The sequence below is a fragment of the Hahella sp. NS-SX17 genome (assembly GCF_057367735.1).
The window spans coordinates 1,129,454-1,155,960 of record NZ_CM170632.1; the positions used below are offsets into that span (position 1 = coordinate 1,129,454).

General features: G+C 54.2%; 25 protein-coding genes and 1 pseudogene. 13 read left to right on the forward strand and 13 right to left on the reverse strand.

Going from position 1 to position 26,507, the window contains the following annotated elements:
• Positions 1–72: 72 nt before the first annotated feature.
• Positions 73–837, forward strand: a complete 765-nt coding sequence (locus AC2IBB_RS05150) for an SDR family oxidoreductase (RefSeq protein WP_486331833.1) — start codon at positions 73–75, stop codon at positions 835–837.
• Between the two features lie 26 nt (positions 838–863).
• Here AC2IBB_RS05150 and AC2IBB_RS05155 read toward each other — a convergent pair whose 3' ends face one another.
• Positions 864–4,655, reverse strand: a complete 3,792-nt coding sequence (locus AC2IBB_RS05155) for a response regulator (protein ID WP_486331834.1) — start codon at positions 4,653–4,655, stop codon at positions 864–866.
• Between the two features lie 344 nt (positions 4,656–4,999).
• Here AC2IBB_RS05155 and panB point away from each other — a divergent pair, with 344 nt between their 5' ends.
• From panB to AC2IBB_RS05175, 4 genes are all read left to right on the forward strand, one after another.
• Positions 5,000–5,836 (forward strand): 3-methyl-2-oxobutanoate hydroxymethyltransferase, encoded by an 837-nt coding sequence (gene panB, locus AC2IBB_RS05160; protein WP_486331835.1) that lies wholly within the window; start codon positions 5,000–5,002, stop codon positions 5,834–5,836.
• Positions 5,837–5,920: 84 nt separating this feature from the next.
• Positions 5,921–6,493: a 3'-5' exonuclease gene (locus tag AC2IBB_RS05165; RefSeq protein ID WP_486331836.1), complete on the forward strand. Its 573-nt coding sequence runs from the start codon at positions 5,921–5,923 to the stop codon at positions 6,491–6,493.
• Positions 6,490–6,999, forward strand: coding sequence for an endonuclease V (locus AC2IBB_RS05170; protein WP_486331837.1), 510 nt, complete (start codon positions 6,490–6,492; stop codon positions 6,997–6,999). The genes AC2IBB_RS05165 and AC2IBB_RS05170 overlap by 4 nt, the downstream gene beginning before the upstream one ends.
• A gap of 142 nt (positions 7,000–7,141) precedes the next feature.
• Entirely contained in the window at positions 7,142–8,032 is an 891-nt protein-coding gene (locus tag AC2IBB_RS05175) for a hypothetical protein (protein WP_486331838.1), read from the forward strand.
• 184 nt (positions 8,033–8,216) lie between these two features.
• Here the strand turns inward: AC2IBB_RS05175 and AC2IBB_RS05180 are convergent, their stop codons facing one another.
• Positions 8,217–9,305, reverse strand: coding sequence for a beta-galactosidase (locus tag AC2IBB_RS05180; RefSeq protein WP_486331839.1), 1,089 nt, complete (start codon positions 9,303–9,305; stop codon positions 8,217–8,219).
• A 383-nt stretch (positions 9,306–9,688) separates the two neighbouring features.
• Here AC2IBB_RS05180 and AC2IBB_RS05185 point away from each other — a divergent pair, with 383 nt between their 5' ends.
• The 5 genes from AC2IBB_RS05185 to AC2IBB_RS05205 all read left to right on the forward strand — a co-directional run bounded on the left by AC2IBB_RS05185 (position 9,689) and on the right by AC2IBB_RS05205 (position 13,677).
• Positions 9,689–10,267, forward strand: coding sequence for an HD domain-containing protein (locus AC2IBB_RS05185; RefSeq protein ID WP_486331840.1), 579 nt, complete (start codon positions 9,689–9,691; stop codon positions 10,265–10,267).
• A gap of 361 nt (positions 10,268–10,628) precedes the next feature.
• Positions 10,629–11,144, forward strand: a complete 516-nt coding sequence (locus AC2IBB_RS05190; RefSeq protein ID WP_486331841.1) for an outer membrane beta-barrel protein — start codon at positions 10,629–10,631, stop codon at positions 11,142–11,144.
• On the forward strand, positions 11,134–12,345 hold the full coding sequence (locus AC2IBB_RS05195) for a hypothetical protein (protein ID WP_486331842.1): 1,212 nt from the start codon (positions 11,134–11,136) through the stop codon (positions 12,343–12,345). The genes AC2IBB_RS05190 and AC2IBB_RS05195 overlap by 11 nt, the downstream gene beginning before the upstream one ends.
• 178 nt (positions 12,346–12,523) lie before the next feature.
• Entirely contained in the window at positions 12,524–12,754 is a 231-nt protein-coding gene (locus AC2IBB_RS05200) for a hypothetical protein (protein ID WP_486331843.1), read from the forward strand.
• A gap of 47 nt (positions 12,755–12,801) precedes the next feature.
• Positions 12,802–13,677, forward strand: a complete 876-nt coding sequence (locus AC2IBB_RS05205) for a hypothetical protein (RefSeq protein ID WP_486331844.1) — start codon at positions 12,802–12,804, stop codon at positions 13,675–13,677.
• A 1-nt stretch (position 13,678) separates the two neighbouring features.
• Here the strand turns inward: AC2IBB_RS05205 and AC2IBB_RS05210 are convergent.
• From AC2IBB_RS05210 to AC2IBB_RS05230, 5 genes and pseudogenes are all read right to left on the reverse strand, one after another.
• Positions 13,679–13,963, reverse strand: a pseudogene (locus AC2IBB_RS05210) (VOC family protein); the annotation flags it as partial.
• A gap of 46 nt (positions 13,964–14,009) precedes the next feature.
• Positions 14,010–14,438: a hypothetical protein gene (locus AC2IBB_RS05215; RefSeq protein WP_486331845.1), complete on the reverse strand. Its 429-nt coding sequence runs from the start codon at positions 14,436–14,438 to the stop codon at positions 14,010–14,012.
• Positions 14,439–14,451: 13 nt separating this feature from the next.
• A complete protein-coding gene (locus AC2IBB_RS05220; RefSeq protein ID WP_127968402.1) occupies positions 14,452–14,907 on the reverse strand; it encodes a thioesterase family protein in 456 nt (151 codons plus the stop codon).
• An 89-nt stretch (positions 14,908–14,996) separates the two neighbouring features.
• Positions 14,997–15,872 (reverse strand): SGNH/GDSL hydrolase family protein, encoded by an 876-nt coding sequence (locus tag AC2IBB_RS05225; RefSeq protein ID WP_486331846.1) that lies wholly within the window; start codon positions 15,870–15,872, stop codon positions 14,997–14,999.
• Between the two features lie 41 nt (positions 15,873–15,913).
• Positions 15,914–16,582: an alpha/beta hydrolase gene (locus AC2IBB_RS05230; RefSeq protein WP_486331847.1), complete on the reverse strand. Its 669-nt coding sequence runs from the start codon at positions 16,580–16,582 to the stop codon at positions 15,914–15,916.
• A gap of 428 nt (positions 16,583–17,010) precedes the next feature.
• Between AC2IBB_RS05230 and AC2IBB_RS05235 the strand changes: the two genes are divergently transcribed.
• On the forward strand, positions 17,011–17,262 hold the full coding sequence (locus tag AC2IBB_RS05235) for a PnuC protein (RefSeq protein WP_486331848.1): 252 nt from the start codon (positions 17,011–17,013) through the stop codon (positions 17,260–17,262).
• A gap of 22 nt (positions 17,263–17,284) precedes the next feature.
• Here AC2IBB_RS05235 and AC2IBB_RS05240 read toward each other — a convergent pair whose 3' ends face one another.
• Entirely contained in the window at positions 17,285–18,313 is a 1,029-nt protein-coding gene (locus tag AC2IBB_RS05240) for an AraC family transcriptional regulator (RefSeq protein WP_486331849.1), read from the reverse strand.
• Between the two features lie 264 nt (positions 18,314–18,577).
• On the opposite strand from AC2IBB_RS05240, the gene AC2IBB_RS05245 reads away from it, so the two are divergent.
• Both AC2IBB_RS05245 and AC2IBB_RS05250 read left to right on the forward strand, forming a co-directional pair.
• Positions 18,578–20,890, forward strand: coding sequence for a M4 family metallopeptidase (locus AC2IBB_RS05245; protein WP_486331850.1), 2,313 nt, complete (start codon positions 18,578–18,580; stop codon positions 20,888–20,890).
• 133 nt (positions 20,891–21,023) lie between these two features.
• Positions 21,024–21,248 (forward strand): hypothetical protein, encoded by a 225-nt coding sequence (locus AC2IBB_RS05250; protein WP_127968414.1) that lies wholly within the window; start codon positions 21,024–21,026, stop codon positions 21,246–21,248.
• A gap of 38 nt (positions 21,249–21,286) precedes the next feature.
• On the opposite strand, the gene AC2IBB_RS05255 is transcribed toward AC2IBB_RS05250, so the two are convergent.
• From AC2IBB_RS05255 to AC2IBB_RS05275, 5 genes are all read right to left on the reverse strand, one after another.
• Positions 21,287–21,940: an HAD family hydrolase gene (locus AC2IBB_RS05255; RefSeq protein WP_486331851.1), complete on the reverse strand. Its 654-nt coding sequence runs from the start codon at positions 21,938–21,940 to the stop codon at positions 21,287–21,289.
• A 143-nt stretch (positions 21,941–22,083) separates the two neighbouring features.
• The gene (locus tag AC2IBB_RS05260; RefSeq protein WP_486331852.1) at positions 22,084–23,358 is read right to left on the reverse strand and encodes a pectate lyase; all 1,275 of its coding nucleotides are present in this window, start codon (positions 23,356–23,358) and stop codon (positions 22,084–22,086) included.
• A 162-nt stretch (positions 23,359–23,520) separates the two neighbouring features.
• Positions 23,521–24,435 carry a hypothetical protein gene (locus AC2IBB_RS05265; RefSeq protein ID WP_486331853.1) on the reverse strand — a complete coding sequence of 305 codons (915 nt, stop codon included), beginning with the start codon at positions 24,433–24,435 and terminating at the stop codon, positions 23,521–23,523.
• 234 nt (positions 24,436–24,669) lie between these two features.
• The gene (locus tag AC2IBB_RS05270) at positions 24,670–25,518 is read right to left on the reverse strand and encodes an alpha/beta hydrolase (protein WP_486331854.1); all 849 of its coding nucleotides are present in this window, start codon (positions 25,516–25,518) and stop codon (positions 24,670–24,672) included.
• A 115-nt stretch (positions 25,519–25,633) separates the two neighbouring features.
• Positions 25,634–26,419 carry a type IV pili methyl-accepting chemotaxis transducer N-terminal domain-containing protein gene (locus tag AC2IBB_RS05275; RefSeq protein WP_486331855.1) on the reverse strand — a complete coding sequence of 262 codons (786 nt, stop codon included), beginning with the start codon at positions 26,417–26,419 and terminating at the stop codon, positions 25,634–25,636.
• Positions 26,420–26,507: the final 88 nt, after the last annotated feature.

Genomic DNA, 26,507 nt, shown 5'->3' on the forward strand with positions numbered 1-26,507 from the left:
GGCGCTTTTTTGCGTTACTCTTTGGTTCATAGTGTTGAATTAGAGAAACGTTTACCAAGGGGCTTTTGCTACATGAGCAGCGTATTAACCAGCAAAAAAGTCGTCATTATTACTGGCGCGGGAAGGGGTATTGGCGCGGCGATGGCGGCGCTGGCGGGAGAACGCGGTTTCGCCGTTTGCGTGAACTACTTGAGAAATCATGAGGCGGCGCAGCAGGTCGTGGACTTGATTCTGGCGCGAGGCGGCGAAGCGATCGCCGTACAGGCCGACGTTTCGCAAGAAGAGGGCGTGCAGACGCTGTTTGCCGCGGTGGATCGCGAACTCGGGAGCGTCACGGCGCTGGTCAACAACGTCGGCGTGCTGGAGCGCCAGATGCGGCTGGACAACATGGACGCCGAGCGTCTGGCGCGTATCTTCCGTAACAATGTCGTCAGCTACTTCCTATGCGCGCGGGAGGCGGTCAAGCGTATGTCCACCCGCTATGGCGGTCAGGGCGGCGCTATCGTCAATGTCTCTTCCACCGCAGCGAAACTGGGCTCTCCAGGCGAGTATATTGATTACGCCGCTTCCAAAGGCGCTGTTGATTCTATGACAGTGGGGCTGGCGAAAGAACTGGCGCTGGAAGGCGTCAGGGTGAACGGCGTCCGGCCCGGATCAGTGTACACAGAGATTCACGCCAGCGGCGGCGAGCCGGGAAGAGTGGAGCGGGTGAAAGCAAATATCCCCATGCGCCGGGGCGGCCAGCCGGAAGAACTGGCCAGGGCGATTTTGTGGTTATTGTCGAGCGAAGCTTCCTATGTCACGGGCTCTATTTTGGACGTTTCCGGCGGTCTGTAGCGTTACCGACGAAAGCCAGCGGAGCGTTAACTGACTGGACGAGTGTTGAGGTAGTGATCGAAATGCCGGGCCAGCTGCTCACAAGCGGTGATGAAATCCGGCAACAGGCGGTTGACCTCTTCTATGTCGTCCAGGCTGGCGGCGTTTTCCAACGCGCCGGCGGCCTGTTGCAACTGCTGTGCGTGCAGTTGGCCCGCTGCGCCTTTGATCGAGTGGGCGATGAATTCCACTTTGCCGGTATCGTTCTCACCGATGGCTTCATGCAGGGAACTCAAACGGTCCGAAAGACGACTGCAAAATCCGCTCAGTAGTCGGCTTAATAAGGCGTGTTTGCCCATCAGGCTTTCCAGCGCCGCTTTTTCATCCCATAGCAGTAGTGGCGTCTGCGCCGTGCTTTCGGTATCGCAACGTTCCTCTTCGACGCTGGCGTAGGACTGGGCGCCCGGTTTTGCGGTAGAGCGGCGAAACAACCATAGTTTGAGTTTTTCCTCCAGCCCGCTGGCGCTAATCGGTTTGCTGAGATAGTCGTCCATGCCCGCTGCGAGACATTTCTCGCGATCGCCTTTCATGGCGTTGGCGGTCATGGCGACGATGGGAATATGGCGGTTGTGCTCGCCGGCTTTGCCTGCGCGAATTTGGCGAGTGGCTTCATAGCCGTCCATTTCCGGCATCTGGCAATCCATCAGCACCAGGTTGTAAGGCGCTTCTTCCAGCGCGCTTTGCAACGCGGCCAGCGCTTCCAGGCCATTGCCAGCGACATCCGCCGGCAGCCCCATTTCTTCCAGCATCAGCTGCGCTACTTCCTGGTTGACCTGATTGTCCTCCACCAGTAGCAGGCGGCTCTGCGCCGGCCACTGCATGATCGGATGCGCTACCGCGCTTTCCGGCTCCGGGACATGATGGGCGGGCAAAGAGCGAGCGTAATGACGGGTGACCAAAGGTTTGGCCTGACGTAAGGCATCGCCGCCTTCCGCCACAACTGACAGGGCGGCGCTCAACTCTGATACGGTGACGGGTTTGGGCAGGTAAGCGCTGAAGCCCAGCTCTGCGAAATAGCGGGCGTCGCCCCGGTGACCGATGCTGGTCATCATCACCAGCGCCATGTTGCGATAGGCGGGATTGGCCTTGAGTTCGCGCCCCAGCATGGCCCCGTCCATTTGCGGCATATGCATGTCCAGTACGGCGATATCAAAGGGGCTGCCATAGGCGGCGGGAGAGCCATTGATCTTGGCTTCGCACATGGCGAGCGCCTCAGCGCCGCTTTCGGCTTCAAGCACATGGGCGCCCCACAGCCTGAGTTGCCCGCAGAGCACTTCCCGATTGGCGGCGTTATCGTCCACGACCAGTAGAGAGAGTGCGCGCATATCCACTTTGGGAAGAATCGGCTGCGTCAGTTCGCTGCGCCGTAAGCGGATGCAAAACTCGAAACAACTGCCTTTCCCCTGTTTGCTGTGTACGGTGATGCCGCCTTCCATCAACTCACAGAGTCGTTTGCAAATGGCCAGCCCAAGCCCGGTGCCGCCGAATTGGCGGGTGGTTGAGGCGTCCACTTGTGTGAAGGGCTCGAATAGCCCGCTGATCTTTTCTGAGGGAATGCCGATGCCAGTGTCGCTCACGGATATGGTTAACAGCAGGTGGCCGCCTTCCGGCTGTAACTGGCAACGAATGACGATTTCGCCTTCGGAGGTGAATTTGATGGCGTTGCTGACCAGGTTGGTGAGAATCTGACGCAAGCGTCCAGGATCGCCCTGCACCATGGATTGCTCGACGGCGCTTTGATCCAGAACCAACTCCAGCCCTTTCTCCTGCGCCCGCAAGGCCATAGTGCCGGCGAATTCATCCAGGTGATGGCGTAGATCGAAGTCGAGCAGCTCCAGCTCCAGCTTTCCTGCATCCACCTTGGAAAAATCAAGGATGTCATTGATGAGGCTCAGCAAGGATTCCGCACTGGATTTAGCGATGCTGACCTTACGTGACTGTTCCGAATCCAGGTTGGAGTGCAGCACCAGGTTCAGCATGCCGAGGACGCCGTTCATTGGCGTACGGATTTCGTGGCTCATGGTCGCCAGGAAATCACTCTTGGCGCGTGCGGCGGCTTCCGCGGCCTCTTTCGCCTGCGTTAACTCCAACTGAGCATTGCGTTGAACAGTAATATCCACGGCTGTTGCATAAAATTTACCTGAAACCGGGTCGCAGGCGGCATTCCACAACAACGTCACGACTTCCCCGCTATAGCAACGGTAACGATTGACGAAAGATATGGAGGGCTTGCCCTGCGCCAGCTTCTTCAACTCCAACTGTGTGCTTTCCACATCGTCAGGGTGTACGAAACTGATGATGGGCTCGGACAACAGTTCTTTTTCCGAGTACCCCAGCACTTTGCTGAAAGTGAAGTTGATTCTCTCAAAGTAGCCCTCGGTATTGGCGATGCAGAGGAAGTTGGTGGAGAGGTCGAAGAAGTTCTGCAACTCTTTCTGGGATTGCTCAATCTGCTGGCGTGCGATGCGGCCCGCCGCCTCCGCCTGTCTGCGATCGGAAATGTCCTCGATGATTGACCAGATATATTCGCGGCCTTGTGTGTCGGAAATCAGCACGCCATTCAGCAGTACAGGATAACGCTCGCCGTTCTTGCGGATGTATTCCTTTTCATAAGGGCCATAGCGCCCGCGAATACTGAGTTGCTGCAGTTGCTGCGACTCCATTTCCTCGTAATCTTTGGGGGTGATGTCCCAGTAACTCAGCATCATGAACTCTTTGCGAGTGTAGCCGGTAGGCCCCAGCAGCGCATTATTGACCTCCAGAAAGTCGCCGGTTTTATAGTCGTTGAGAGCGATGCCAAGGGGGGACATGTCGAACAGGCTGCGCAGCAGCCTTTCATTTTCATGGCGCTTACGCATTTGCCGGAACACCAATAAGGTCGGCGCCAGTATCAACAAACCGATAGTGAGCATGCTCAGGCGCAGCGCAATGGCTCCTTCCGCCAGCTGCGGCCAGCCGCCCAGGGGCGTGGCGCCGATACGCCAGGAACCGTTGGGCAATGTGACTTCCGCGATGACCGGATTGGCGCGAAAGACGTCCGGGTCGCCGAAAAATACATCGCTGTCCGTATCGTTGTCATAGGTGGAGCGAATGGCGATATCCAGCCTCTGAGCTGCGCTTGTCAGGCCACTGGCTTTGTACAGTTCATCGACGTCGATAACCGCGGACACCAGTCCCCAAAAGCGCTCTTTTTTACCGCTGTCGGAGTAGGTGAAGACCGGAATACGGCCGATAAAACCATATCCGCCTTGCACCAGGTTGACGGGGCCCGTCACCAGAGGTTGTCCGGAACTCCGCGCCTGCTCGGCGGCTTCCCGCTGGTTGGGCGTCGCGCTTAGGTCCAGTCCGATGGCGCCTTCATTGCCCTGCAGGGGATATATCAGCCGGATAACCATGTCCGGCGCTGCGCCAATATTGCGCAGTTGAGCGCGGCCGTCGAATAACGGGTAGGCGAACTCGGTAAAGCGGTCCTGATTCATGTCCGGCTCGACGCTGATCGCCGCCACCAGCCCGCGGACGGTTTGAATATTGCTGCTGATGGAGCCTTCCAGGCGCGCGCGCACCACGCTCAACTGACTGAGCACGTCATTGCGGATTTCCTGCTCATGGCGAATGTTATTGAGACGGTCAATATAGAAGCCAGCGGCGATCACGCCCACAGTGATGATTATCGCTGCGCTGCGATACAGCCATTTGGACCTCCCTGGGCCGCCGCTATCCGGCTGCTGCATGGGACGGTCAAGAGTGGCGCCTTCCTTTATGCCAGGCTGGCTGTTCATATGTCGCTTCGTCCAAGAGTTCCGCTGCGTTGGATTTTGGCGCCGGCGGCATCGCCGTCCAGCGTTGTTGCTGCATGAGGAACGCCGTCGCTCCCTTAAGGGAAACCTCTGTCTTTTCGGGTGGACATGACAATGGTTCCTGCATCGCCAGCAAGCCTTAGATTCTAGCTTAGCATGTATCCTCAAGCTCGCTTCCGGAATGATGGCGTCGCTTGATCTGTGGCGGTTAATGTTATTGGGGAAAACATAATAATTGGTTATAGTTTTGCCCAAATAAAAATAACCATCCCATGCAACTAACTGAAAATACTGAATATGCAAAGGCGACGGACCTGGGAGGGTTTATGAGTACGCACGTTGACAGAAAGCGCATCACTATTCCGCAGTTACGGTCGATGAAGGGCAAGGGAAGCATCGTTTCCCTGACGGCATACACCACGCCCATGGCGCAGCTGATGGATGAATTCGTAGACTTGATTATCGTCGGCGACTCCACCGGTATGGTGGCCTACGGTTTTAACTCCACCATGTCCGTCACGCTGGATATGATGATCAACCATGGCGCAGCAGTGACGCGGGGAGTCAGCAAAGCCTGCGTGATTGTCGATATGCCGTTCGGAACCTTTCAGGAATCGCCGCAGCAGGCCTATCGCAATGCAGCCAGAGTTCTGGTGGAGACGCAGGCGCAGGGCGTGAAAATGGAAGGTGGGTCTGAGTTGCTGGAAACCGTCGATTTTCTGGTGCGCCGAGGCATTCCGGTAATGCCGCATATTGGCCTCACGCCACAGCATGCAAATGTGCAGGGCGGATTCAAGGCGCAGGTCCGCACCGAGGAGGAGATTGACGCGTTCGTCAAACTAGGGCGGGCCTTTGAAGAAGCGGGCGCTTTCGCCTTGCTGGTGGAGGGCGCTTTTGAAGAGGCGGCGCGCAAAGTGACAGCGGCGGTGAATATCCCCACTGTCGGCATCGGCGCTTCCCCGGAGTGCGATGGTCAAGTACTGGTCACCGAGGATATACTTGGCCTGTTTTCGGGTTATACGCCCAAATTCGCCAAACGCTACGTGGATTTAAGCCAACCGATTAAAGAGGCTTTCTCCAGGTACGCTCATGAAGTGCGCTCCGGCGAGTTCCCGACTATGGAGCATTGCTTTGGCGTGCGCAAAAACAGCGAAGGAGGCTAACTCCTCGCGAAAATTCTAAGATAACGCCGTCGAGTTTGCGAAGGCGTTATCTCTGACATTAGAAGTTATTGAAGAAGGTTTAAAATGGATTTACCTGTAAAACCTGACTACTACCTGATTATTGATCTTGAGGCCACCTGTTGCGACCAGGGCTCCGTTCCCCGCAGGGAAATGGAAACCATTGAAATCGGCGCAGTGCTGGTGGACGCGACGTCTCTGGCGGTGGTCGATGAGTTCCAAACCTTTATTCGACCTGTGCGACACCCGCAGTTAACGGACTTCTGTCGCGAACTGACTACCATCAAGCAGAAACAAGTCGATAATGCGCCGACTTACCCGGAGGCGATCGAGTCTCTGCAAGATTGGATGCGCCAATATCCCAACTATCTGTTTTGCTCCTGGGGCGATTACGATAAAGCTCAATTCGAGCAGGACTGCCAATATCATCAGGTCGCCTATCCCTTCGCCAGCGGGCATCTGAATATCAAGAAGCAGTTCTCAGCGACGCAAGGGCTTAAGAAGAAGTATGGCATGGCGGGAGCCTTGCGAGTTGCCGGTTTGTCTCTGGAAGGCTCCCATCACCGTGGTATTGACGACGCCCGCAATATGGCGAAACTGATGCCTTACATCGTCCGTCCAGAGAAGGTGAAACATTGATTCTAGCTGTAGACGTACAATACGAAGACGGTGGCGGCGCGACCGTCGCAGGCGTTCTGTTCGAGGATTGGAATGATTCGGAGCCGGCGCGAGCGGTCCTGACGCAAGTCAGCGAGGTGCAGGATTATGAGCCCGGCCAGTTCTACAAGCGTGAGCTGCCGTGTATCCTGCAGTTGCTGGACACTATTCCCGAAACCCTGGATATCGTTGTCGTGGACGGCTATGTCACGCTGGGCGCGGAGGATCGTCCCGGTCTCGGCATGCATCTGCATAACGCTTTGCAGCAACGTATCCCGATTATTGGCGTGGCGAAAAAAGCCTTTCTGGACACGCCGCCGGACCGTGAAATCTTACGCGGCGACAGCCTTAAACCTCTGTATGTTTCCGCCGTCGGGGTTCCTTTGGCGCAAGCTCGGGACTGGATTCTCTCAATGAGCGGCAAGCACCGTATTCCCACTCTTCTCAAGCGAGTCGACCAACTGTGTCGGGGCTCCTGGCGTCCGTAACGAGAGTATTTCTCCCGCTGTTCTATACTGAAAAATAATGCCTGTGACTTGTTGAGACGATCTCTCGCGCAGGTCAATGGGCGGCAATTAATTCTGAGCGGGTGACAGAGTTCTGCGAGCGAGCCGCAGAGCGGGGAGCCACGTGCGTTATCTGTTATGTCTGTGTCTTAGCGGTTGTCTTGTCATATCCGCCGGCGCCAGCGCGGAACCGGTGGTGGTGCGCCATGTGGGGCCGGAAGACGTTGGCGATATTCGTAAAAATTATTTCATTGGCCTGTTGCATCTGACGCTGGAAGAGTCCACATCGGACGTGGGGCCATATGAAATGAAGCAGATTCAGGCGCCGATGTCGCAGGGACGGGCGTTTAAAAGTCTGCAGGAGGGACTCGTCGATGTCGTCTGGTCCATGACCTCGGAGGAGAGGGAAACCAATTATCACGCGATCAGAATACCTCTGATGCAGGGGCTGATTGGGTATCGCGTGTTGGTCATTCGCAAGGAGGATCGTTTCAAGTTTAACGCGATCACCGAGCCTGAGCAGCTTAAGACGCTGCTGGCTTATCAGGGACACGACTGGCCGGATACGCAAATCCTGCAAGCGAATGGCTATCGGCTTAACACCAGCTCCTGGTACAAGGGGCTTTTCAAATTGTTAGCGCAAGGGGGATTTGATTATTTCCCGCGCAGTGTGCTGGAGGCCTGGGATGAATTGGTGGCGCTCGACCAGGATAGCCTGATGGTTGAGGAGAGTATTCTGCTGCACTACCCAACGGCGGTGTACTTCTTCGTACGGCGCGAAGACGCGGATTTGGCGGAGCGGTTACGTCTGGGTCTGCGCAAAGCCATCGATAATGGCAAATTCGAACGCCTGCTATATGGGTTTGAGCCTCATCGCCGCGCGCTGCAGGCGGTGGACTTCAAACATCGACGCATCTTTTCGTTACACAACCCGCTGTTGACCAAACAAACGCCTTTGGATGACGAGTCACTCTGGTTTGACGTGGAAGCCTATGTGAAGAACCATTCTCAATAACCTGACATCGTATTGAGCGGCGGATGAGGTTTATGCCTTGTTGACGCAGGGACGCCGGCCCTGAATAGGACCGGCGTTGTGTTGACGGGACAAAATGATCCCGTTCCCTGTGTGTTTACAGGTCGCCATGGTCACTGATTCCTTGTGGAGAGAGAGTTTCGGCAAGCCTCGCCGAATGGGGGGATTATTGTGACGCCAATTGAATACTGGTGTGCACGAGCATCAGATTGTCGCTCAACGCATCGCTTTTCAGGTCCGCCGCCCAGACTTCGATATAGTTGAAGCCGGAATCCAGGGCGAACTGAATGGCTCCGAGCAACTCTTCTTCAGTAAGTTGGATATTCGCGCGGTCGGAAGATGCTGTGCCGACGATCTGCACCGCTGCAAAGCTGGTCGCCTGCGCTGACACCAGCAGGTTGTACATTTCTGGATAAGCGTTCATGGCGTTCTCCTCGCTGAACCATGCGGCGAACAGGCCGAATCGTGGGCCAATGCTGGCGTGGCCGTAAGCAGCGACTTCCTGAGCCACCACCGGGCTACGAAATACAGGATGTATCTCCACATCCAGTTTGGTGGTGGGGAAGGCTGCGCTGTAGGCGTCCATAATTTGCTTCCAGGAGGCGATCAGCACTTCGTTGGAGAAGCCCATGGCCCTGAATCGGTTTTCCGTGTCACGGTCGAAGAAGTACTGCATCTCGAAGCCGTTGGTGGTGGAGTTGGTCATATGCACCAGCTCAATGTTCGGATTGCCGTCGTAGCGCTGCCCCAGTGCGTCGATAAACTGCGTGTAGCGATTCAGGAATACGCTGTCCCAAGGCAGGGGCATGCTTTTGGGGTAAACGTTGCGGAACAGGTAATCCAGCGTTTCTGCACCTTGCGCTTTAAGCCATAACGGCGCCTCCGCTCCGTTAGTGATCGCCAGCGCGACTTTCACGCCTTCCTGTTGCGCTTTAGCCAATTGGCTGTCCAAACGGCTCCAGTCGTACACCCCGGGCGTCGGCTCCAGCAGCGCCCAGCTGATGCGCACCAGGACGCCATCCATATAATCAATTTCACCGGCGTTATGGAAAACCGAAGAGTTGCGTTCAGTGGTCGGGCTACAGCTACAGTAGATGCCTGACAGATTGGGGCTCGGCATGGCGCTGGCTGTTGTGGACAGTGCGCTGGCTGCGACAAGGGCTCCGCCGATGAGAAAAGAATTAAATGCCGTCTTCCAGCTGTTGCGAGTCGTGGAAACCGCTTGGGATTTGATAGTGAAAAACTCCTTGGACATGATGCTATACCTGCTTATGTTCTGCCCATGAATGGGACGGTGAATAGTCGGATCAATAACTCTCGAAAGTACCGCTCAGCTCATTCGTTGGGCGCAGAATAGGCATCATGAAGAGGGGGTTAAAGGCAGTTTCCGTAAAACTGTGAAGTGCCTGCCGGGGGGTTACCATAAGCCAACGCAAGTTAATGGTTTCTGGCGTGTATGTATCTGTATGTATGTGAAATTAAAGAATTTATGTCTGTAATGAAAACCCAGAAATGGGACTTGCCGCACACCGGAAATGTGATCGCTCCGCTTGTTGAGGTGTCTGCTATGACGTTAAGGGGATATACTCCGCCGCGTTAATCGCCGCCTAAGATGAGAGTGATGAGGAAATGGCATTCATGAAAGCAGAGCTGGAGAAGATTTTCAGTTTCATCGTCGAGCTGGAAAAGCTGAAAAGCGTCAATCGCATGACCAAAGTGATTGGAACTGATCGCCGGGAGAATTCCGCCGAGCACAGTTGGCAGATTGCGGTGCTGGCCATGTCTTTGGAGCGCTATGCGAAAGAAAAAGTAGATATCAACCGGGTCGTACGCATGCTGTTGTTGCATGACGTAGTGGAAATTGACGCGGGCGACAAGTTTGTTTTCTCCGCCTCCCATGCGGATACGGAAAATGAAATGAAGGCCGCCGAACGTATATTCGGGCTGTTGCCGTCGGAAGTGGGAGACGAGTTCAAGGCCTTGTGGCTGGAGTATGAAGAGAGGCTGACTCCAGAATCCCGTTATGCCTACGCGATGGATCGGCTGATGCCGGTGCTGATCAACCTGAATAATGGCTGTCAAAGCTGGGTGGAGAATGGCGTTCGACTGGAACAGGTGCTGTCGAAGACCGGCATCCTGGCTGACTTCAATGATGAACTCTGGGAGATGATCCGCAGCCGACTGCATGCATCTCAGCAGCAAGGGTTTTTAGGCTGAAAACGCCTTTGAAATCAGTTGGCGGCTCCTGTTGGGAAATGCAGGCAAAATAACAATATTCATAATCGGCTAGGCCAAATGGCATGAGGCTGGACACTGGACGTTATGCGGCATTCAAGGTAATTTATGCCCACCTATAGCGCCTACTGATAAACCCGGCGTTATATTACCGCCTGCTGGCGACGCATTGCGCGCCTCAGGCGGTTAACCCTTCTCCTGATTTCCCCTGTCGCCTCAAGACATTATTACAACTTGTTTAAGCCGGGTTTTGTAATTAGCAATAGCAGGTTGATTTCCCTAATATACCTTTACTTTTCTGCAGTCCAGACACTGCCTAAAAACAAACACGGAAAGAAGTCCAATGCGTCAAATAACCTGTATTTTTACTTGCTTAGCCTGTTTCTCCGCGCCTGTTCTGGCGGAAACCTGGTATGTGGGAGCGGACGGAGGCGTCGGAATGGTGACGGCCTCTTCAGAGAAATTCTACATCCCGGCGGCCAATGTTCGTCTGGGCGGACGGCTTGAAAATGGCGTTGGTCTGGAGGCTTTATTCGCGACGGGCGTCACAGATTCCGAAGAAGCCAACGTCAATATGGAGCTGAGCAGCATGGCGGGCGGTTATTTGACATATACCGGCGTACTCAGCGGCGATACCCTTGCGACATTGGGCGTAGGCTATGTTTCCACTGAGCTGCAAACTGAGGTCGGGGGCATAGCCTCTGATCTGTCGTTCGACGGGACCAGTCTGGCGATCAGATTGGAAGAGCCGCTCAGAGCCTACCCCAGCGTAAAACTGTCCGCCGGCTACTATCATGTATTTGAAGATGATGGTGTGAAGATCAGAAACTTTGGTCTGGGTTTGCAATATGATTTCTAAAATCAGCAACCACCGCAGCATTGCAGGGTTTGCCGCAATGACTGTGTTTTCCCTGTTCCTTTCCGCCTGCGGAGGGGGAAGTGGGGATACGGGTGAACTAAATGATTCTGTCGATGCAGGTAAGTTGGACGCCAAAAGCCTGACTCTGACCTCCACCTCCGACAAAACGCTGTTTGAGCCCAATGAAAACTGGCAACTGAAAGTAGTCGCGGAGCTCAACAACGGTTCTACACAAGATATCACCAGCAAAGTGAAATGGGCGACCAGCGACAGTTCACTGGCGACGGTCGACAATGCTGGCAAGATGAAGACCGGGACTCCGGTCGGCAATGAAGATGTAGTGATTACAGCGACACTGGTGAATCTTAGCGCAGATCTGACGGTCACCGTTTCCGACGCGACCTTGTCGAGTATTGAAGCGAGCGCGAGCGCTTCTGAAGTGGATGAGTGCCGCAGCCTGACCCTGAGCGCAACCGGAACCTATACTGATGGCTCACAACGTCCAATGGTGTCTGGGTTATCCTGGACCAGCAGCGATACGGCAGTGGCGACGATCAACAGCGACAGTAGTTCGCTGGTGACGCATAACAGCGGGAACGTAAGCGTGACAGTCCGTCGGGGCGAGGTGACGTCCACAGCAGTGCCCGTCACGGTTAATGATACGCTGGCCTCTATAAAGATTAACGAAGGTAGCGAGATTTCAGTCAGCAAGTCCGGCAGCACGACATTGACGGTCAGCGGCGACTACAGCGATGGAACCAACAACGTCGGCATCACCTCCAACTCTACCTGGACTCCCGGCAACACGGGCGTGGTCACGGTGGATGGCGGTAAAGTCACAGGCGTGTCCACAGGCGAAACAACGGTCACCGCAGCCTGCGGCGGCCATACTGCGGATACGACGGTGAAAGTATTGGAGATTTCCGGTTATGAGATAAAGGATGTTAAGGGCCAAGCTGCTCTAGAAGAAGGCGAAGTACGTCAGTTGGCCTTTTATGAAGTTTATACCGACAACTCCAGGAATAATATTTCCTCGAAAGCGGACTGGAAGATCTCAGAAGGTGACGCAATTGCGAACATTAACGGTGATGGCAAGCTTTCGATGAGTAACGACTTTAGTGCTTATACCGGCTCCACTATTACGGTCAGTGCCGAATATGAAGGCGCAACAGAATCACTATCGATCAAGATCGAGAAATAATTGGTGATTATTCTCTAACTATATGTGAAAGGGGCGATTTATCGCCCCTTTCACTTTTCGGGTAGGGCGAGGGTGTAGATGATGGGTGTCGGTTGCCTTGAACTATCTGATTATTGTCCTGGTGCTTGCTGTTCTGGCGGGTATTTCCTATTAGGGGTATCTGCAGTATCGCAAAGCGGTGCGCAAAAGTCGCACCCGGTTTATCGAAAACTATCAATTACCTCCAACCATTAATCGCCGCTTCACCAAGAAATACTCTCATTTGGCCCCAGTTCAAATCGAGAGGGCGCTTACCGGTCTACGCGCCTATTTTCATATCTGCCGCATGGCGGATGGACGAATGGTATCCATGCCCTCACAGGTGGTGGAGGCTGCGGCGGCGACTGATAGAACGCCGCATCCCTGCTAATATTTCCCTAGATTGGCGAAACCTCATACTCAATACGGGATCAGGGGATGAAGCTGTTATGTGGCCTGTGGCTGGCGTTGATGGCGGTTTCCGCCTGCGCGGATCAACGTCCGCTCCGTTATTATCAAAAAGACAGCCGCTACGAATACCGAATTCAATTGCTGCAATTGGCGCTGTTGAAGGCGGGAGTGGGCAACGAGTTCAGGCTGCGTCCGTTGCAGGACAATGTCACCGCTGCGAGAGGACTGGCTTTATTGGAGCGGGGGCAGCTGGATGTGGCGTTTCTCCCCACGACTGTCGACCTGGAGCGGCGCTTTCGGGCGGTGAAAATTCCCATACTGCGGGGGATTCTGGGTTATCGTGTATTTTTGGCGCATAAACACAGTCTTCCTGCATTGGGTCTGGTGAAAAGCCTGGACGACCTGCGCGAGCGTTTTGTCGCGGGCTTTGGCGCACAGTGGAGCGACATTGATATCTTGCGCGGCAATCGGCTTAAAGTGGAGGACTCCCCTCAATACGGGCTCTTGTTTGATATGCTGATGCAGATGCGTTTCGATTATTTTCCCAGAGGGTTGAACGAGGCATGGAAGGAGCTGGAGGAGCGTCAAGCGCAATACCCTGATCTTACGGTGGAGCCCTCGTTGGCTCTCTATTATCCCTATCCGGTTTATTACTTCGTGCGTAAAGATGACGAAACGCTGGCCCGCCTGATTGAGAAAGGGCTTGACGCAGCGCTGACGGATGGCTCGTTCAAGCAGCTGTTTCTTGCGCATCACCAGTCATTTTTAGATCGTGCGCAGCTGCCGCAGCGACGCGTATTTTTGTTGCAGAACCCCTCGCTTCCTGCTGGGACGGAAGCCCCGGATACTCAATGGTGGCTGCCGGTGTCGCCACTGGATGAAAGCTCACCGCTAATCGAATAATTACAGCCCCTTCATAGGGTGTTTCGCGCTGAGAACGTAACCTGGACTGTAGAGAGCCGACATGGATCTTGAGTTTATGGCCATTGGGGTCGAGAACATATAGCGAGTAATCTCCGCCAGGCTGGCTGGCGTCTAATGATAGGCGAAGCCATAGCTCGCCTGAGGATAGATAGGCTCCGCGTTTCCATTAGCCGCGTGGACTCATGCCCAGCAAAGAAACATAGAATTCGAACGCGGCTTCCAGATCGCTGACCGCAAGAGTGATATGGTTAAGCCCATTCAACAGCGCTTGTGAGGCCCTTTCATTTTTCAACACGGTTATCTATCTGGCGTCAGATTTTGCTGTGGTCAATGAAAAGGGCTTCCAGCCCAGGCGTTTTGCTACTCTTGTCCGTCTGGTACAGGTGACAGCTGATGCGGGCGTAATTATCGAGATCGCTTTGCACCAGACAAGTGCTCTCATAGGCGACATTGTTTTCCTTAAAACGCATACGCAGCACCGTGGCTTCGCCATGGACGGCCTCTTCAATTGCAGCCTCTCCGTATACCTCCACGCCAGCGACTTCCCGTTTTATCTTTAACTGATGATTTTCCGAATAGATTTGCAGCGCCCCCTGGTAAGTGGCGGTGGAGTCGGGCGCTTTCCCGATCAATTGATAGGCTCCGATGATGAAATCTCCGAGGAAATCTTTAGCGGTTTCGCCAGCCAATGTGGAGGAGGGGATCAGGCAGCACAACAGCGCTGCAGATTTAAGGTTCATCCAGTAAATCTCCTTAGGATACGGTATAAGTCGCTGTGCCCAGCGCAATCGTTTGCTCACGGTCATTGACCAGCTCCATGCGCGTCACCGCAATGGACTGGCCGTGACGGATGACGCTGGCGGAAGCGACGAAAAAGGCGCCGCGGCCGGGGCGCAAATAGTCCACCCGCATATCAATGGTGCCGAGCCGGCGCAGTTTACGCTGCACTTCTTTGGGGTCAATTTCCGTTAGACGCTCAATGATGCTGATGGTCGCCACCAGCCCTCCGGCGACGTCAAGCAGCGTGGCGGTAACGCCGCCGTGAAGGATATTCTGGAACGTATTGCCAACCAGTTCTGGCTTCATCTCAAGCCCCAGCACCACTTTCTCCTTACTGACTTCCCGCACTTTGATGCCGACCAGTCGATTAAAAGGGATGTGCTCATTGAAATACGCGGTGATCGTTTCTATCAGCTGTGCTTTGTCCATGCAATGCGCCTTTAACCTTGATGGGCGGAGTGTCTCATAAAAGCAAAACTGATGGTGCGTGTCTGATGAGACATAAAGGTTTGTTGACATTACGCTTTTATAGCGCGTTTCAGTCTCCAGGCGTAGCCCTGTTTTTCTTCCAGAAACTGAATGAAATCAGCGCCGAAGTCTTTATAACCCTGGGCGGACAGGTGTATTTCATCCGCCCAGAACTCTTTACCGGCCAGATTCAGGCTGCGCGCCTGTGCGTCATAGAATAATGTATTTTCGTATTGAGCGAGCGCGCCTGCTATGACGTTGGATAGACGCCCGTGGATGAATCGGATGATGTCATGGCGTAGCGGAGACTCTTCGATGGGCGGATACCCGCGCAACTCGAATACGGAAGAAATCCAGGGACCTGAGCGCAGGTACAGAAACAACTCCCAGCCCCGCTCGCGGCTTAGCGGCGCACTATAACTATGGCTGACAACGGTGGCGTCGGGATGATAGTGGTCGCGCATATCCAGACTGCTTTTATAAAAGTCCGCGATATCCGCCAGAACTATGTCGAGTATCTCTTCCTGTAGACATTGCTGTGCGCTCAAACTCGGCTCGTAGGGGACCAGGATGGGCGCCAGATTGGCGAAGATATCATTGCCGCCAGCGCTGATGAAGACGTAATCGAGCCGAACATGTGCGTGCTTCAGTCTGCGGTAGAGTTGTAAATGGGGGCGCATCTGCAGCGTGGTGGCGCCGGAGATGGCGTAGTCCAGCCAATTCGCGCCAAGCGGGTCCAACAAGGCGAACGCCTCAAAAATATTATTGGGCGCGTTCAGGACGCCCCAACCGCGCCCTGGGTAGTCAAACCAGGAGTCTCCTTCTAGCAGAATATTTGGATGCTGACGCCGAACGCCTTGTTTGACGCCGTCAATAAACTCATTCAAATGACTGCTGATGTAATGCTGTCCTAATTGTCTCGCCATGACTTGTCTTTGTCTGTCCTTAAGTTCCTGTTGAGTCAGCGTCAATGCTGAAAGCGCCCTTCCTTCAGGAAATGCAGGGTTTGTTCCAACGCTGTCGGGTTGCGCATGATAAACGGATGCGAGGCAGGGAGCACCAGAAAGTCTTTCATGCCTTCCAACTTTGCGCGCTCAACCGACACTTTGCCGTCGTTGGGGCCATTGATCATGAGAGAGAGCAGGGGATTCACGGATCGATCGCCGGTAATGACGCCAAGCTCAAAATCGGGCGAGCCAAGAGTTTGCAATAACTTGTTGTCGAGGACGCCAAGCTGGCCGCCCGCAGGACCGTTGATCAACTTAAACAGCCACAGTCGGCCTATTTTATCGACTACTTCGCTGCCCTGATTGGGCGGGCTGAGCATAACGACCCGGCCTATGGGAAAGTCAGGCTTCAAAACGCTTAAAACTCTAACCAGAATCCCTCCCATGGAATGGGTGACGAAGTTGAGTGGCGGGCTGTTGGCGCCGAAGCGGTCGCGTAAGGCGGGATAGATATGCTGCGTCGTCAGCGACTCCAGAGAGAGCCGCGTGGAAGGATAGTTGAGGTTGACGGTGTCGAAACCGTGAGCGGCGAGATAGTCCTGCATGGGATTCAGGCTGCGCGACGTACGCGCCAATCCGTGCAATAGCGCGACCGGCTGTCTCGGTATTGCGCGCTGTTGATGGTGCATGGTCTGGCTCCACTAGTAGATGGGTCCGAAGAGTCTAGTATCGCGGATTTGTATCCAGGCGCCAGGGCGGGAGAGGTAGCGCTAAATAAATCTTTGAGTTGTGCTTTTTAATACCCGAAAAGTCGCTGGCGTTGGGCGTTATGAATCAGGCAGGCCCTGTTTTCCGCGGCTGGCCGCCGCGCAGACGCATCCGTGCGCCTGATTATTAACAGGTCAATATCATTGCCGTGTTAATAATTGATAAGGGGCAAGCTAAAACAATTGAAAACACACTCAGTGCGGGCAATCATCTATACTAGACCAACAGCTAAGGTTAGCTAACGCGTTGGATGCTATCCACAGGGAATTTTCGCTTGATAATTAAACAAATAAAGCGAATTTATGAATGAACTATCTCGTATGCAAGGGGCTATAAGCAGGGGGCTGAGATGGATATGCGATTTTATGGTGTGGACTGGATCGCCATGCTGCTGACGTTTGTCGCAGTCTGGCAGATCGGCAATAAGAACAAAACCGGGTTCTGGTTGATGATGCTGGCCAATGTGGGATGGATGATGGTTGGAATCATGGGCCAGAGCACCGCCATTTTTCTGGCGAATGCGGTTTTTCTCTCAATGAACTGGCGCGCCGCCAGTAAATGGGCGAAGCAGGAAACAGCTGCCCATGCGGACACTGCCTGAAGCAGCGCCGTCCACTAGTCGACTATAGTAACGGAGACTCCTGCAGGCTTTGCCGGTATGTCTCCGGAGAGCAGGAAAACCAGCGCTTAAAAGCGCGGCTGAAATTACCTGCGTCGTTGAATCCCAGACTGTACGCAATCTGGGAGATGCTCATGGAGGAGGACTTAAGATAGCGCTCTGCAATTTCCTGTCGCACTTCATCAACCAGCTCACGAAAGTTGGTTCCCTCCTGACTGAGGTGGCGTTGCAGAGATCGTTCACTCAAATGCAGCGTCTGCGCTACTTTCTGTAAAGATGTTTCCTCTGTCGCCATCGTCCGGCGAAGCAGAGAGCGCACCCGTTGCGTCAGTTTCCTGTTGAACAGGCGCCCAAAATAAATTTCGCAAAGGCGCTCGTTTTCATTCGCCAATAACACATCGGCGTTAGGCAGTCGGCAATGAAAGTAGTTGCGGCTGAAGATTAATCGGTAACGGCTGTCGCCCCAGCTGACCGGACTTCGGAAATAGCGCTCGTAGTTCTCGTAGTCCGCAGGTTTGTCACGCCCCATGGAGACTCGCAGCAGATCTGTTCCCTGTGGCGTCAGGAAACGACAGATACGCACCATCATGCAGGCGGCGGCCTCCAGAATAGCGTTGTGCAACGGCGCATCGCCTTCTCTCACCACGCCCAGCTCCACCTCATCGCCGTTAGTCTGCAGATACAAACGAGTGACGTTGGAGATGCCGTAGTTATAACGAATCACCCGTGAAAACCCCTCCCACAAAGACTGACTGGCGATGACCGCGTAGCCCAGGGCGTGGAAGGTGGTCAGGCTGATGTTCTTGCCCGCGTCGATGCCAATACTTTCGCATTGGGTTTCTGCGATGACGGCGTCGAATAAGGCATTGATTTTATCTGTATGCACAGGGGCGAGGGGAGACTGCAATTCGGAGGCGCAGAGTTGCGCTGTCTGCATTAGATCATAGGCGTCCAGCCCCCGTTTCTCAAAGGCGTCCAGACACATTTTCACCCAGTTGGCGATGATGAAGGGTTCGTCCAGTTGTGGCGTCATAAGAGTAGTTTCTCTTCCATAGACTTGGCGAAATAACTAGCCTGCCGCAGGGTCGCCGCCCATGCGCATTCGAATATAGCAAATCAAGGGCCAAGGAAAACTCGGCCAAATAACCTAACGAAATAGGCGTACTTCACAGTGTTAAAAAAATGGCAGCAAGTGACAGATAAATAGCGCGCAATGACATGTCGAGTGGATTCTCAATAGCTACGATGTTTGGCTCGAAAAAATCAAAATGATAGAAACAAGAGAGGGGAACTACTCGTGAAATTAAAGCTATTAGTAGCTGTCATGGCCGCCATGACAGGCAGCTACGCCTTATACCACCAGTTAGGCGATGGATCGTCGGACGTCGTGTCGGCGTCGGTGGAGAACGCTCAACAGTCCGGTTTGGACATCGCTTCTGCGAGTGATATGAGTCCCGTTGCTGCGCCAGCCGGCGCTTCCGCCGCGGCGAAAACGGCTGGCGATGCGCCTGATCTGTCGGATGTTGAGGACTTTGTCGCCAATCTTAACGATCAGGCGGATACGGGTTATCAATCCCCTGATGCACAGTTTTCGCCCCCTGCGGCTGGCGCTGACCTATTTGAGGGCGAGCGCACGGCCGGGGTAGGCGCGCCTTTCCATCTCAAACCGGCTGGAGGTCAGTCGCTGGTGGCCAGTGACGCGAACATGGCCAAGCAGGCGATCATGATGGGCGGCAAGCAGTTGTTGAGCATGGGCGAAAACGACGACCTGGAGTTGAAAACCTCCAAGCGCGATGACGAAGGCAACGTTTATTACAAATTCACCCAAGAGTATAACGGCGTGCCAGTGCACGGTCGTGAAACGGTGGTGCAGGCGTCTAATAAAGATGAAATCAGTCTGGTGACCGGCGAGTTTGAGCCTGGCATCCAGTTAGACGTTAACCCTGGACTTAACGGCAAGGTGGCGTTCAACAAAGCGGTCGACAGTATGCGCGACACCCTGAGGGGCGAGCCCAGGTTCCGCGATGACCCCAGCCTGCAGATTTATGTGTCTGAAACGGAAGGTCCCGTTCTAACTTGGCGTTCCGTCGTGGAATACTCCACCACAGACGAAGGCTATCGCGTAGATGAAATCTTCGTCGACGCCAACAGCGGTAAAATCGTAGACAAGCTGCCGCGCTTCTACTCCGCGTTGTCCCGCAGCGTACACTCCATTGACCGTCAGTGTTTCGATCCCAACTGGGGCAGCAACATTCTGCCGGGCAGGGAAGTTTCTCCCAATGCCGACGAGCATGCTAAATCCGCCTACGATAACTCCGGCTATACCTACTGGTTCTATGACAACATGTTCAACCGCGACTCCTATGACGGACGCGGCAAGAAGATGGTCAGCACCGTACACGCCATGTTCTCAACTCCGAACGGCGGATGCTCCGGCGATAACGCCTACTTCAACGGCGAGCAGATGATCTACGGCGAAGGCGGCAGCATGTTGCAGAATCCCGCTGGCGCTTTGGATATCGTGGCGCACGAGTTGACCCACGGTGTGACCTATTCTGAGAGTAATCTCACCTACCGCAACGAGTCGGGCGCGATTAACGAAGCATTGTCCGATATCTTCGGCGCGGGGGCGGAGACTTACGTGATGTCTGGCGGCACCGCCAGCAGCAAGCCTTCCGGCGGCCTGAAACCACAACGCAGTAACTGGACTCTGGGTGAAAAGGCTTCTCCGAACGGCAGCATGATGCGCGATATGTCCGACCCTGTGGCGGATGGCCAGAGCCGGGACAGCTACGACACCCGTTATACTGGCTCACAAGATAATGGCGGCGTTCACCTTAACAGCGGCATCATGAACCTGGCGTTCTACCTGCTGTCCGAAGGCGGCGTGCATCCTCGTGGAAAAACCACCAACCGGGTGACCGGCATTGGCATGGAGAAGGCGTTGGAAATCTACTACCACGCCAACACCAACCTGTTCACCGCATCCACCAACTTTGCCTCTGCGCGGACGCGTTTGGCGCAGTCTGCGGAAACGCTGTACGGCGAATGCTCACAGGCTTGGAACTCCATTCATGAGTCTTTCGACGCCGTAAAAGTACAGGGCAGCTGGACGCCTTGTGACGATGGCGGCGATGACGGTGGAGACGACGGCGGCGACAATGGCGGAGATGACGGTGGCGATAACGGAGGGGACGACGGCGGAGATAACGGCGGCGATACTGGTTCCGTCTCAGTTTCCAGCGCAAAAGCCTCCAGCACCTACAGCAACAGATATCTGCCTTCCAACCTGCATGATGGTTCTCTGTCCACGCCTTGGGTGTCTTCAACCATCTACAACAGCTATCAGCAGCAGTGGGTGATGCTGGATCTGGGCGGCGCCAGAAGCATGTCCGGTATGACCATCAACTGGGATGGCGGCAACTTCGCCGGTTCTTATGACATCTATGTCTGGCAGAACGGCCAGTGGGTGCGCGCGCAGCGCGTCAGACAATACCGCTCCGGCGCTGCGGATATCCCGCTGCAAGCCAACTCGCAGTATGTGCTGGTCACTATGCGCTACGGTAACTACGGTCGTTGGTACGCGATTGACGAAATCACGCTGAGATAATCTGCGTTGGGGGCGCTTGTCGCCCCTTTTATTTCCGGCGCCGATGGGACTTCTAACTCGGCGTCGGGCCTTCAGCCCGGAGGAGACTGCCTCCCCAAAAATAACAACGCGGCAGTATAGAGACAAAATCAAAATGAATATCAGAAATGAACTTGCTCCCATTCTTCTGCAAGCCGTATCGGATGCGATTCAGTTCAATCGCGCGATTATGGACGGCGGCTTCTTAAACGATTCGGAAAGTCACTTCGAGTATTTGGTGAGTTTGAATCACCTTCTTCATTATTTGGAGGAGGAGTACAAGAAAATAGAAGCGGAGGTAGGCATGCCTCTGAATCTATTAGCGTTGGAGAGCGCCTGAGGCAGGCGCGTATGCAGTCAGCGGTCGCCCGGATTGCGTTATGGCCGCTGGCTCAGTAAATGGACCAGTTCTCTCATGTCACTAAAGCATAAGGCCGCACCCGCGGCCTTTTGTTTTTCCGCATCCATATCTGCGCTGTAGGCGTAGACTGTCATGCCGGCGGCGACGGCGGCGGTAATGCCCGCCGTGGAATCCTCCACCACCACACAGCGCTCAGGCGCGGCGCCCAGTGCAGAGGCAGCACGCAGATAGATATCCGGCGCTGGCTTAGGATGCTTAACATCTTCGACGCAAAAACAGTGATCGAAATAAGCGTGCAGGCCGGTCTGGCTCAGTTTGAAGTCCATGTCTTCGCGCAGAGCATTGGTGGCCATCGCTTTAGGCAGACTGATCGCCCGTAAAGCTTCTTCCGCATAGGGGACGGTTTTCAGACCGGTGCGCATGGCTTCCCAGAAGCCGGTGCGCAGGCGGTGGTGGGTGTCTTCCGGCAGCGCCCGACCGAGCAGTTCGGCGGCGGTGAGCAGATTGACCTCGGTGGTTTGGCCGGTGAAGTGGGTGTGCATCTCCATATGGGTCAGATGTAATCCCTGCTCCGCCAGCAGGCTCATGAATACTTCGTTGGTCAGGCGCTCGGTATCAACCAGTACGCCGTCGCAATCAAAAATAATAGCGTCGTACATATACTTCTGCATGCATAAATCCAGGGTGATTATGAGGGAAAAGCGTTCGGACAGTATACCGGGCGGATGGCCCTAACGGCATTTATACGTGCGTATAGGCGAGATCAAAAAAGTTTCCCTGTGCGGGGAAACCTTTTGATCAAGGGATGAAGAAATCAGTAACTGGAAACGTCTGCGTGGTCCACTATACAGTTGGCGGTGTTCCAGGCTTCGCCTTTCTTCTCGGATTTGCCTTCTCCTTTTTTGACGCCTTTGTATTCGACGCAAATTTTGGGTTTGCCGGCTTTGTAGTTTTTGACCTTCAGGTTGCGAATGGTGGCGGTGTCATTGTAGTTGCTGTTGACGCCGGCGAGTCCACTGGAAAGCGCGCCTTCAATAAAGACATCTTCCACAATCAGATGTCGGGGGCCGCCATTGTTTCTGCAATCCCCGCATGAGCGCCATAACTTGCCGTTGTCGCCTTTGACGGTGAAGCCGCCTTTGACGATTGTCGTGCTGTTCTTGGAGTTATGCTGGAAGATCTTGTCCGGTTTGCCGCCGGGGCCGTTATGACTGTTGTAAGCCCAGCCTCCAATGATGGTCATGGTCCCGCCTTCCGAAGAATGAGTGGCGGCGTCTTCACAGACGTCCTCCCAGATTACGTTTTCCATCGTGCAGTTACCGCTGGTGCAATGAATGCCGTCAGAGCCGCCGTTGGCGGAGATGCGCAGGTTCTTCACACTGGCGTTGATCAGAGTAAGCACGGGCGGTTGATGTTCGCTGTCACTGTCGCAGGACAGTCCGATGGTCTTGCCGCCGCAATCCACACTCTTGTTTTTAATGGTGGCTCCGGCGAAGCATTCGTCTGCATTGCCTGAGCCGCCGAACGGGCTGGCGGATTGTACTGCGGAGCTGGCGACTTTACCGCTAGCGTCGGTGTATTTGATCCAATACCAGTAGGTGGTTCCATTATTAACCTTTGCATCGCTGAAAGTGCGGGCGTCCCCTGCGAGTCTGGCGATACGTTGACGACCTATAGGGTTGGCGTCCGTGTCGCGCATCACCTGCACATTGCGCAGGGGGCCGCTGGCGCTCCAGGACAGCTCAACCCTGCCGTCGCCAGAGCTGGTTTTCAATTTAACGGAGACGTCGGCGCTGGAGCCGCCGTCATGTTCAGGCCCCGTGAAATCCCCCGCGACGGAGCATTCCTTCACGGACTTGGCGGGATTGGGGTCGGACCCAAATGTGGCGATATCACAGGAAAAGCCGCCGCTTAGCGTTTTGTAGATGAATTTACCGGCAGCGCCAAAAGCCACCTGAGTGGGGCGGCTGACCATACATGTTTGGCTGCCCTTGCAAATAGTGGTGAATCCGTCAGGTCTATTGGCGGCGGCTTGAATGCTGGTTGCTGAAGCAAGCAGGGCCAAGCCTAAGGTTAATTTACGAAACATCGTGTTCTCCGAATTTATGTTTTTTGGTTACCCTGGAAACGAATGTGTTTTTATTGTTCTGTTTGATCAGTATTCCTTTGTGTGGACGCTGGTCTTAACCGGCATCACTTTTTCTGGCGCGCATGTCCTCCTTTGCATGTTTGTCTTCTCAGGACGACCCGCTCATTGCGCTTGCAAAGAGGCGAGCAGGCTGTCTTCCATTTCTTCAAAGCTCAGCGCTTCATAATCCGTTAACGCCGCCATTTGCTCGGCGTCCAGATAGGCGGCGGCTTCCTGCAAGTAGTCATCTCGATAGCGGGTCAGAGCCTTGATGGCCTCATCCGCCATGGCGTGCTTGTTGGTCTGTGCGGCGACGTAGTCGCGCAGTGCAGTATCGAATGCTTCTTTGTGGCGGAGCTTGGCGAGGAGCAATGTGCGCTCCTGGTCGGGGCTAAGTGGTTTGTCGGCGCTCAGTCTGTCAGTGACTTCCTGCAATTGATGCTGTTCAAATTCTGAGTTGCGGGTGAGTTCAAACAGTCGGGCGCTATCCTCATCCAGCAGATTGACGATACGTTGGTCCATCTCGTTCAGGGCGTGAGTGCGCAGTTCGACCTGCTCTGCGAGACTTTCGGGTGAGGTGAAGTAATTCACCGTGGGTAGAGCGGAGAGGCGCTCACGCTCCAGCAGTAGACGATGCAGTTGCTTTTCAGCCGAAGCGTCGAGAGACAGTTCAGAAAACAGAAAGCGATATTTTTCGTTAACGGCTTGTCGCCGACTTAATTCTTCTGCTTCCCATAGAGGTTGAGCTGCGGCGTACGTTTGCGTCTCCAGCTCGCTCATAGCCGGGACGGAAGTAGTGAGCAACCTCCGCTTGTTTGGCGCCCTTTGTCTTTCCAGTTCTACTGGTTGCTCCAAGTAGGCGTTGAAAGCGGCTATGGCGTCCTGGTAGCGTGCGTTTTGTTGTTGTGCATGCTCTTGAAAACGTTTTCTTTCTTGCTCGAATTTAAATTCCAAATCCTTGTTTTCAACCCACAGGTAAATGGCTGCGGTAGCGCAGATAAGCGCACACGCCGATATGCCTGCTGAGAACCTGGTCATATCCATGACTCCTGTATTGACTGAGGGTGTATGGTTATTTATTCATCAGTGTGTTTAGCGCATTGAATGTTAGTTAATCTACGTAGGCTGTGGAACCGGTTAAACGGCATAGACTGGTTAAGTAATCATATGTCTAGCCATGTTGATGGCGGCGTGCTCTTGCGGGTGTTTGGCGTTGCGTGTACTGGTTTTATAAAAACGATGCCAAGTGTAGGCGTACTATTTACCAGGCAGTCAACGCATCAAAGACGTGCGAAGAAACATGCTTACCTGCTCCTCATATGCTTTGGGTGAGAATTCATGGAAGTCCTGATGGTGCGCTCCAGTCACCTGCCATAGTGATTTGGGCTCGGGAGCATTAGCGAAAAGACGCTTTGATTCCGACAATGTCGTGTGTTTATCTTCTGCGCCAGCAATAATCAGGACCGGCGCCTGTAAACGTTTGATGGCTTCTTCCGGCTTCAGATCATCGAGGCTGACGCCCAAACGTAAAGGAATCTGTGCGGTCAACAGCGGCGTCAGCCATTTTCCCGGCGCGCCGAGCCGCATGGATAATCGATTACTGACGGCCTGTTCAATGTTTGGATAAACGGCTTCCAGAACATAGGCGTCCGCATGAGCAGGCGCTCGACCCAGCAAACTCGCAGCTCCGCCGAGCGAAACGCCAATAATCGCTACCTTCTCGCATTGACGCTGCTTGCGTAAATAGGCGATGGCGGACTTGACGTTATCTGACTCCCGGTAGCCAAAAGTAATCTGTTCCCCCGGCGCTTCTCCATGAGCCTGAAGATCTATTAACAGGGAGGAGTAACCTGACTTTTGCAAAAACAAGGCGCGTTTGATCATGCTGGTGCGATCGGAGCGAACGCCATGTAGAAGCAGCACGCATTGCTGGCCGGCGGCAGGCGCATACCAGCCGCTTACATTCTCGAACTGCACCGTTTGTGTATTGAGCGTTGGCGGGGGAGGGGCGATGGCGTGGTTGACTGGCGCTGATAGTGCGCCTCCCGCTATCCACACGGCGGTTAGGCTTAAGGTTAGTGCGGCGGTGGCGAGGGCGATGCGATTTTTTAGCTTTTTCATAGGGTAGGATTACTTCACAGAAGCGATAGATATCTTCAGCTTTGCCACGTTTATAACGGACCAACTCTCAGAAGAGACGGCGCAACGTTGAGCTGCGCCGTGAATGTAAGAATATTTAGCTTTGCAGGTTTTCGTAAAGGCCGGTGATGGTCTCCATATTCTTAAGCATGCTTTCCGTGGTGGTGGCGATGATGAATGGCACATAGCTCTGGCCTTGCATCAACTGGAAACCGGAGCGGGAGAACCCCCACTGAGAAATCACTTTGTCCAAGGCGGCATTGATGTCCCGGTTGTTGATTTTCGCCTGACGCAGCTCATGTAGCGCCTGGTCGTACTCCTGCACGGCCAGCGTGAAGCTTTGCTGTAAGTCCGCCTGATTCAGGTTCCAGCTTAATGCGGAATAATAAAGCGCTATGCGCTGTGACAGCATACGCTGCCGACCGGCGAGATTGATCATTTTATTTTTGGGATTGCCAGACTGCTGCTCCAGCGACTGCACGACCTTATTGCTGAGGGCGAGGATTCGCTCTCCTGCGCTGATCAGCTCAATGGCCTTGTCCTGCGAGGGCTTCTCGGTCGCCATCTTGAGGAATCCGCTCCATTCTTTGCGCACGGACTTGAGTTGTCCTGAGAGCTGTGGCGTCTTTGCGTAGTCTTCCAGCTCCGCCAACTGCCGCTCAAATACGTCGATGCTCTCTGTCAGTTGGCCTGAAGATTTATCTGGCTGAATATCCTGTCCGATGAGCAGGTAGGATTTTACAATCCGTTGACTCAGCATGCGCTGGCGCCCGGCCTTGTTGATGGCTTCATCCAGGTTGGTGATGTCTGCGGTGACAATGTGGCTCCAGGATAGTGCAAAAAAAGAGAAAAGAAGCAGACTAAAGTCCCTTATATAGCGCATATACATTTACCTCATGTGATTCATGCTGGTGCAGTGTAAGCGAAAGACTTTTAATATCAGTCGGTTACAAGTATTAAAACGGATAGGT

Bases quoted from the DNA above. Each gene is read 5' to 3' on its own strand.
- AC2IBB_RS05225 (WP_486331846.1), bottom strand. From the start codon at position 15,872: ATGGCGAGACAATTAGGACAGCATTACATCAGCAGTCATTTGAATGAG.
- AC2IBB_RS05215 (WP_486331845.1), bottom strand. From the start codon at position 14,438: ATGAACCTTAAATCTGCAGCGCTGTTGTGCTGCCTGATCCCCTCCTCC.
- AC2IBB_RS05275 (WP_486331855.1), bottom strand. From the start codon at position 26,419: ATGCGCTATATAAGGGACTTTAGTCTGCTTCTTTTCTCTTTTTTTGCA.
- AC2IBB_RS05190 (WP_486331841.1), top strand. From the start codon at position 10,629: ATGCGTCAAATAACCTGTATTTTTACTTGCTTAGCCTGTTTCTCCGCG.
- AC2IBB_RS05165 (WP_486331836.1), top strand. From the start codon at position 5,921: ATGGATTTACCTGTAAAACCTGACTACTACCTGATTATTGATCTTGAG.
- AC2IBB_RS05195 (WP_486331842.1), top strand. From the start codon at position 11,134: ATGATTTCTAAAATCAGCAACCACCGCAGCATTGCAGGGTTTGCCGCA.
- panB (WP_486331835.1), top strand. From the start codon at position 5,000: ATGAGTACGCACGTTGACAGAAAGCGCATCACTATTCCGCAGTTACGG.
- AC2IBB_RS05230 (WP_486331847.1), bottom strand. From the start codon at position 16,582: ATGCACCATCAACAGCGCGCAATACCGAGACAGCCGGTCGCGCTATTG.
- AC2IBB_RS05155 (WP_486331834.1), bottom strand. From the start codon at position 4,655: ATGAACAGCCAGCCTGGCATAAAGGAAGGCGCCACTCTTGACCGTCCC.
- AC2IBB_RS05205 (WP_486331844.1), top strand. From the start codon at position 12,802: ATGAAGCTGTTATGTGGCCTGTGGCTGGCGTTGATGGCGGTTTCCGCC.
- AC2IBB_RS05260 (WP_486331852.1), bottom strand. From the start codon at position 23,358: ATGTTTCGTAAATTAACCTTAGGCTTGGCCCTGCTTGCTTCAGCAACC.
- AC2IBB_RS05180 (WP_486331839.1), bottom strand. From the start codon at position 9,305: ATGTCCAAGGAGTTTTTCACTATCAAATCCCAAGCGGTTTCCACGACT.
- AC2IBB_RS05185 (WP_486331840.1), top strand. From the start codon at position 9,689: ATGAAAGCAGAGCTGGAGAAGATTTTCAGTTTCATCGTCGAGCTGGAA.
- AC2IBB_RS05220 (WP_127968402.1), bottom strand. From the start codon at position 14,907: ATGGACAAAGCACAGCTGATAGAAACGATCACCGCGTATTTCAATGAG.
- AC2IBB_RS05250 (WP_127968414.1), top strand. From the start codon at position 21,024: ATGAATATCAGAAATGAACTTGCTCCCATTCTTCTGCAAGCCGTATCG.
- AC2IBB_RS05270 (WP_486331854.1), bottom strand. From the start codon at position 25,518: ATGAAAAAGCTAAAAAATCGCATCGCCCTCGCCACCGCCGCACTAACC.
- AC2IBB_RS05240 (WP_486331849.1), bottom strand. From the start codon at position 18,313: ATGACGCCACAACTGGACGAACCCTTCATCATCGCCAACTGGGTGAAA.
- AC2IBB_RS05150 (WP_486331833.1), top strand. From the start codon at position 73: ATGAGCAGCGTATTAACCAGCAAAAAAGTCGTCATTATTACTGGCGCG.
- AC2IBB_RS05235 (WP_486331848.1), top strand. From the start codon at position 17,011: ATGGATATGCGATTTTATGGTGTGGACTGGATCGCCATGCTGCTGACG.
- AC2IBB_RS05265 (WP_486331853.1), bottom strand. From the start codon at position 24,435: ATGACCAGGTTCTCAGCAGGCATATCGGCGTGTGCGCTTATCTGCGCT.
- AC2IBB_RS05255 (WP_486331851.1), bottom strand. From the start codon at position 21,940: ATGCAGAAGTATATGTACGACGCTATTATTTTTGATTGCGACGGCGTA.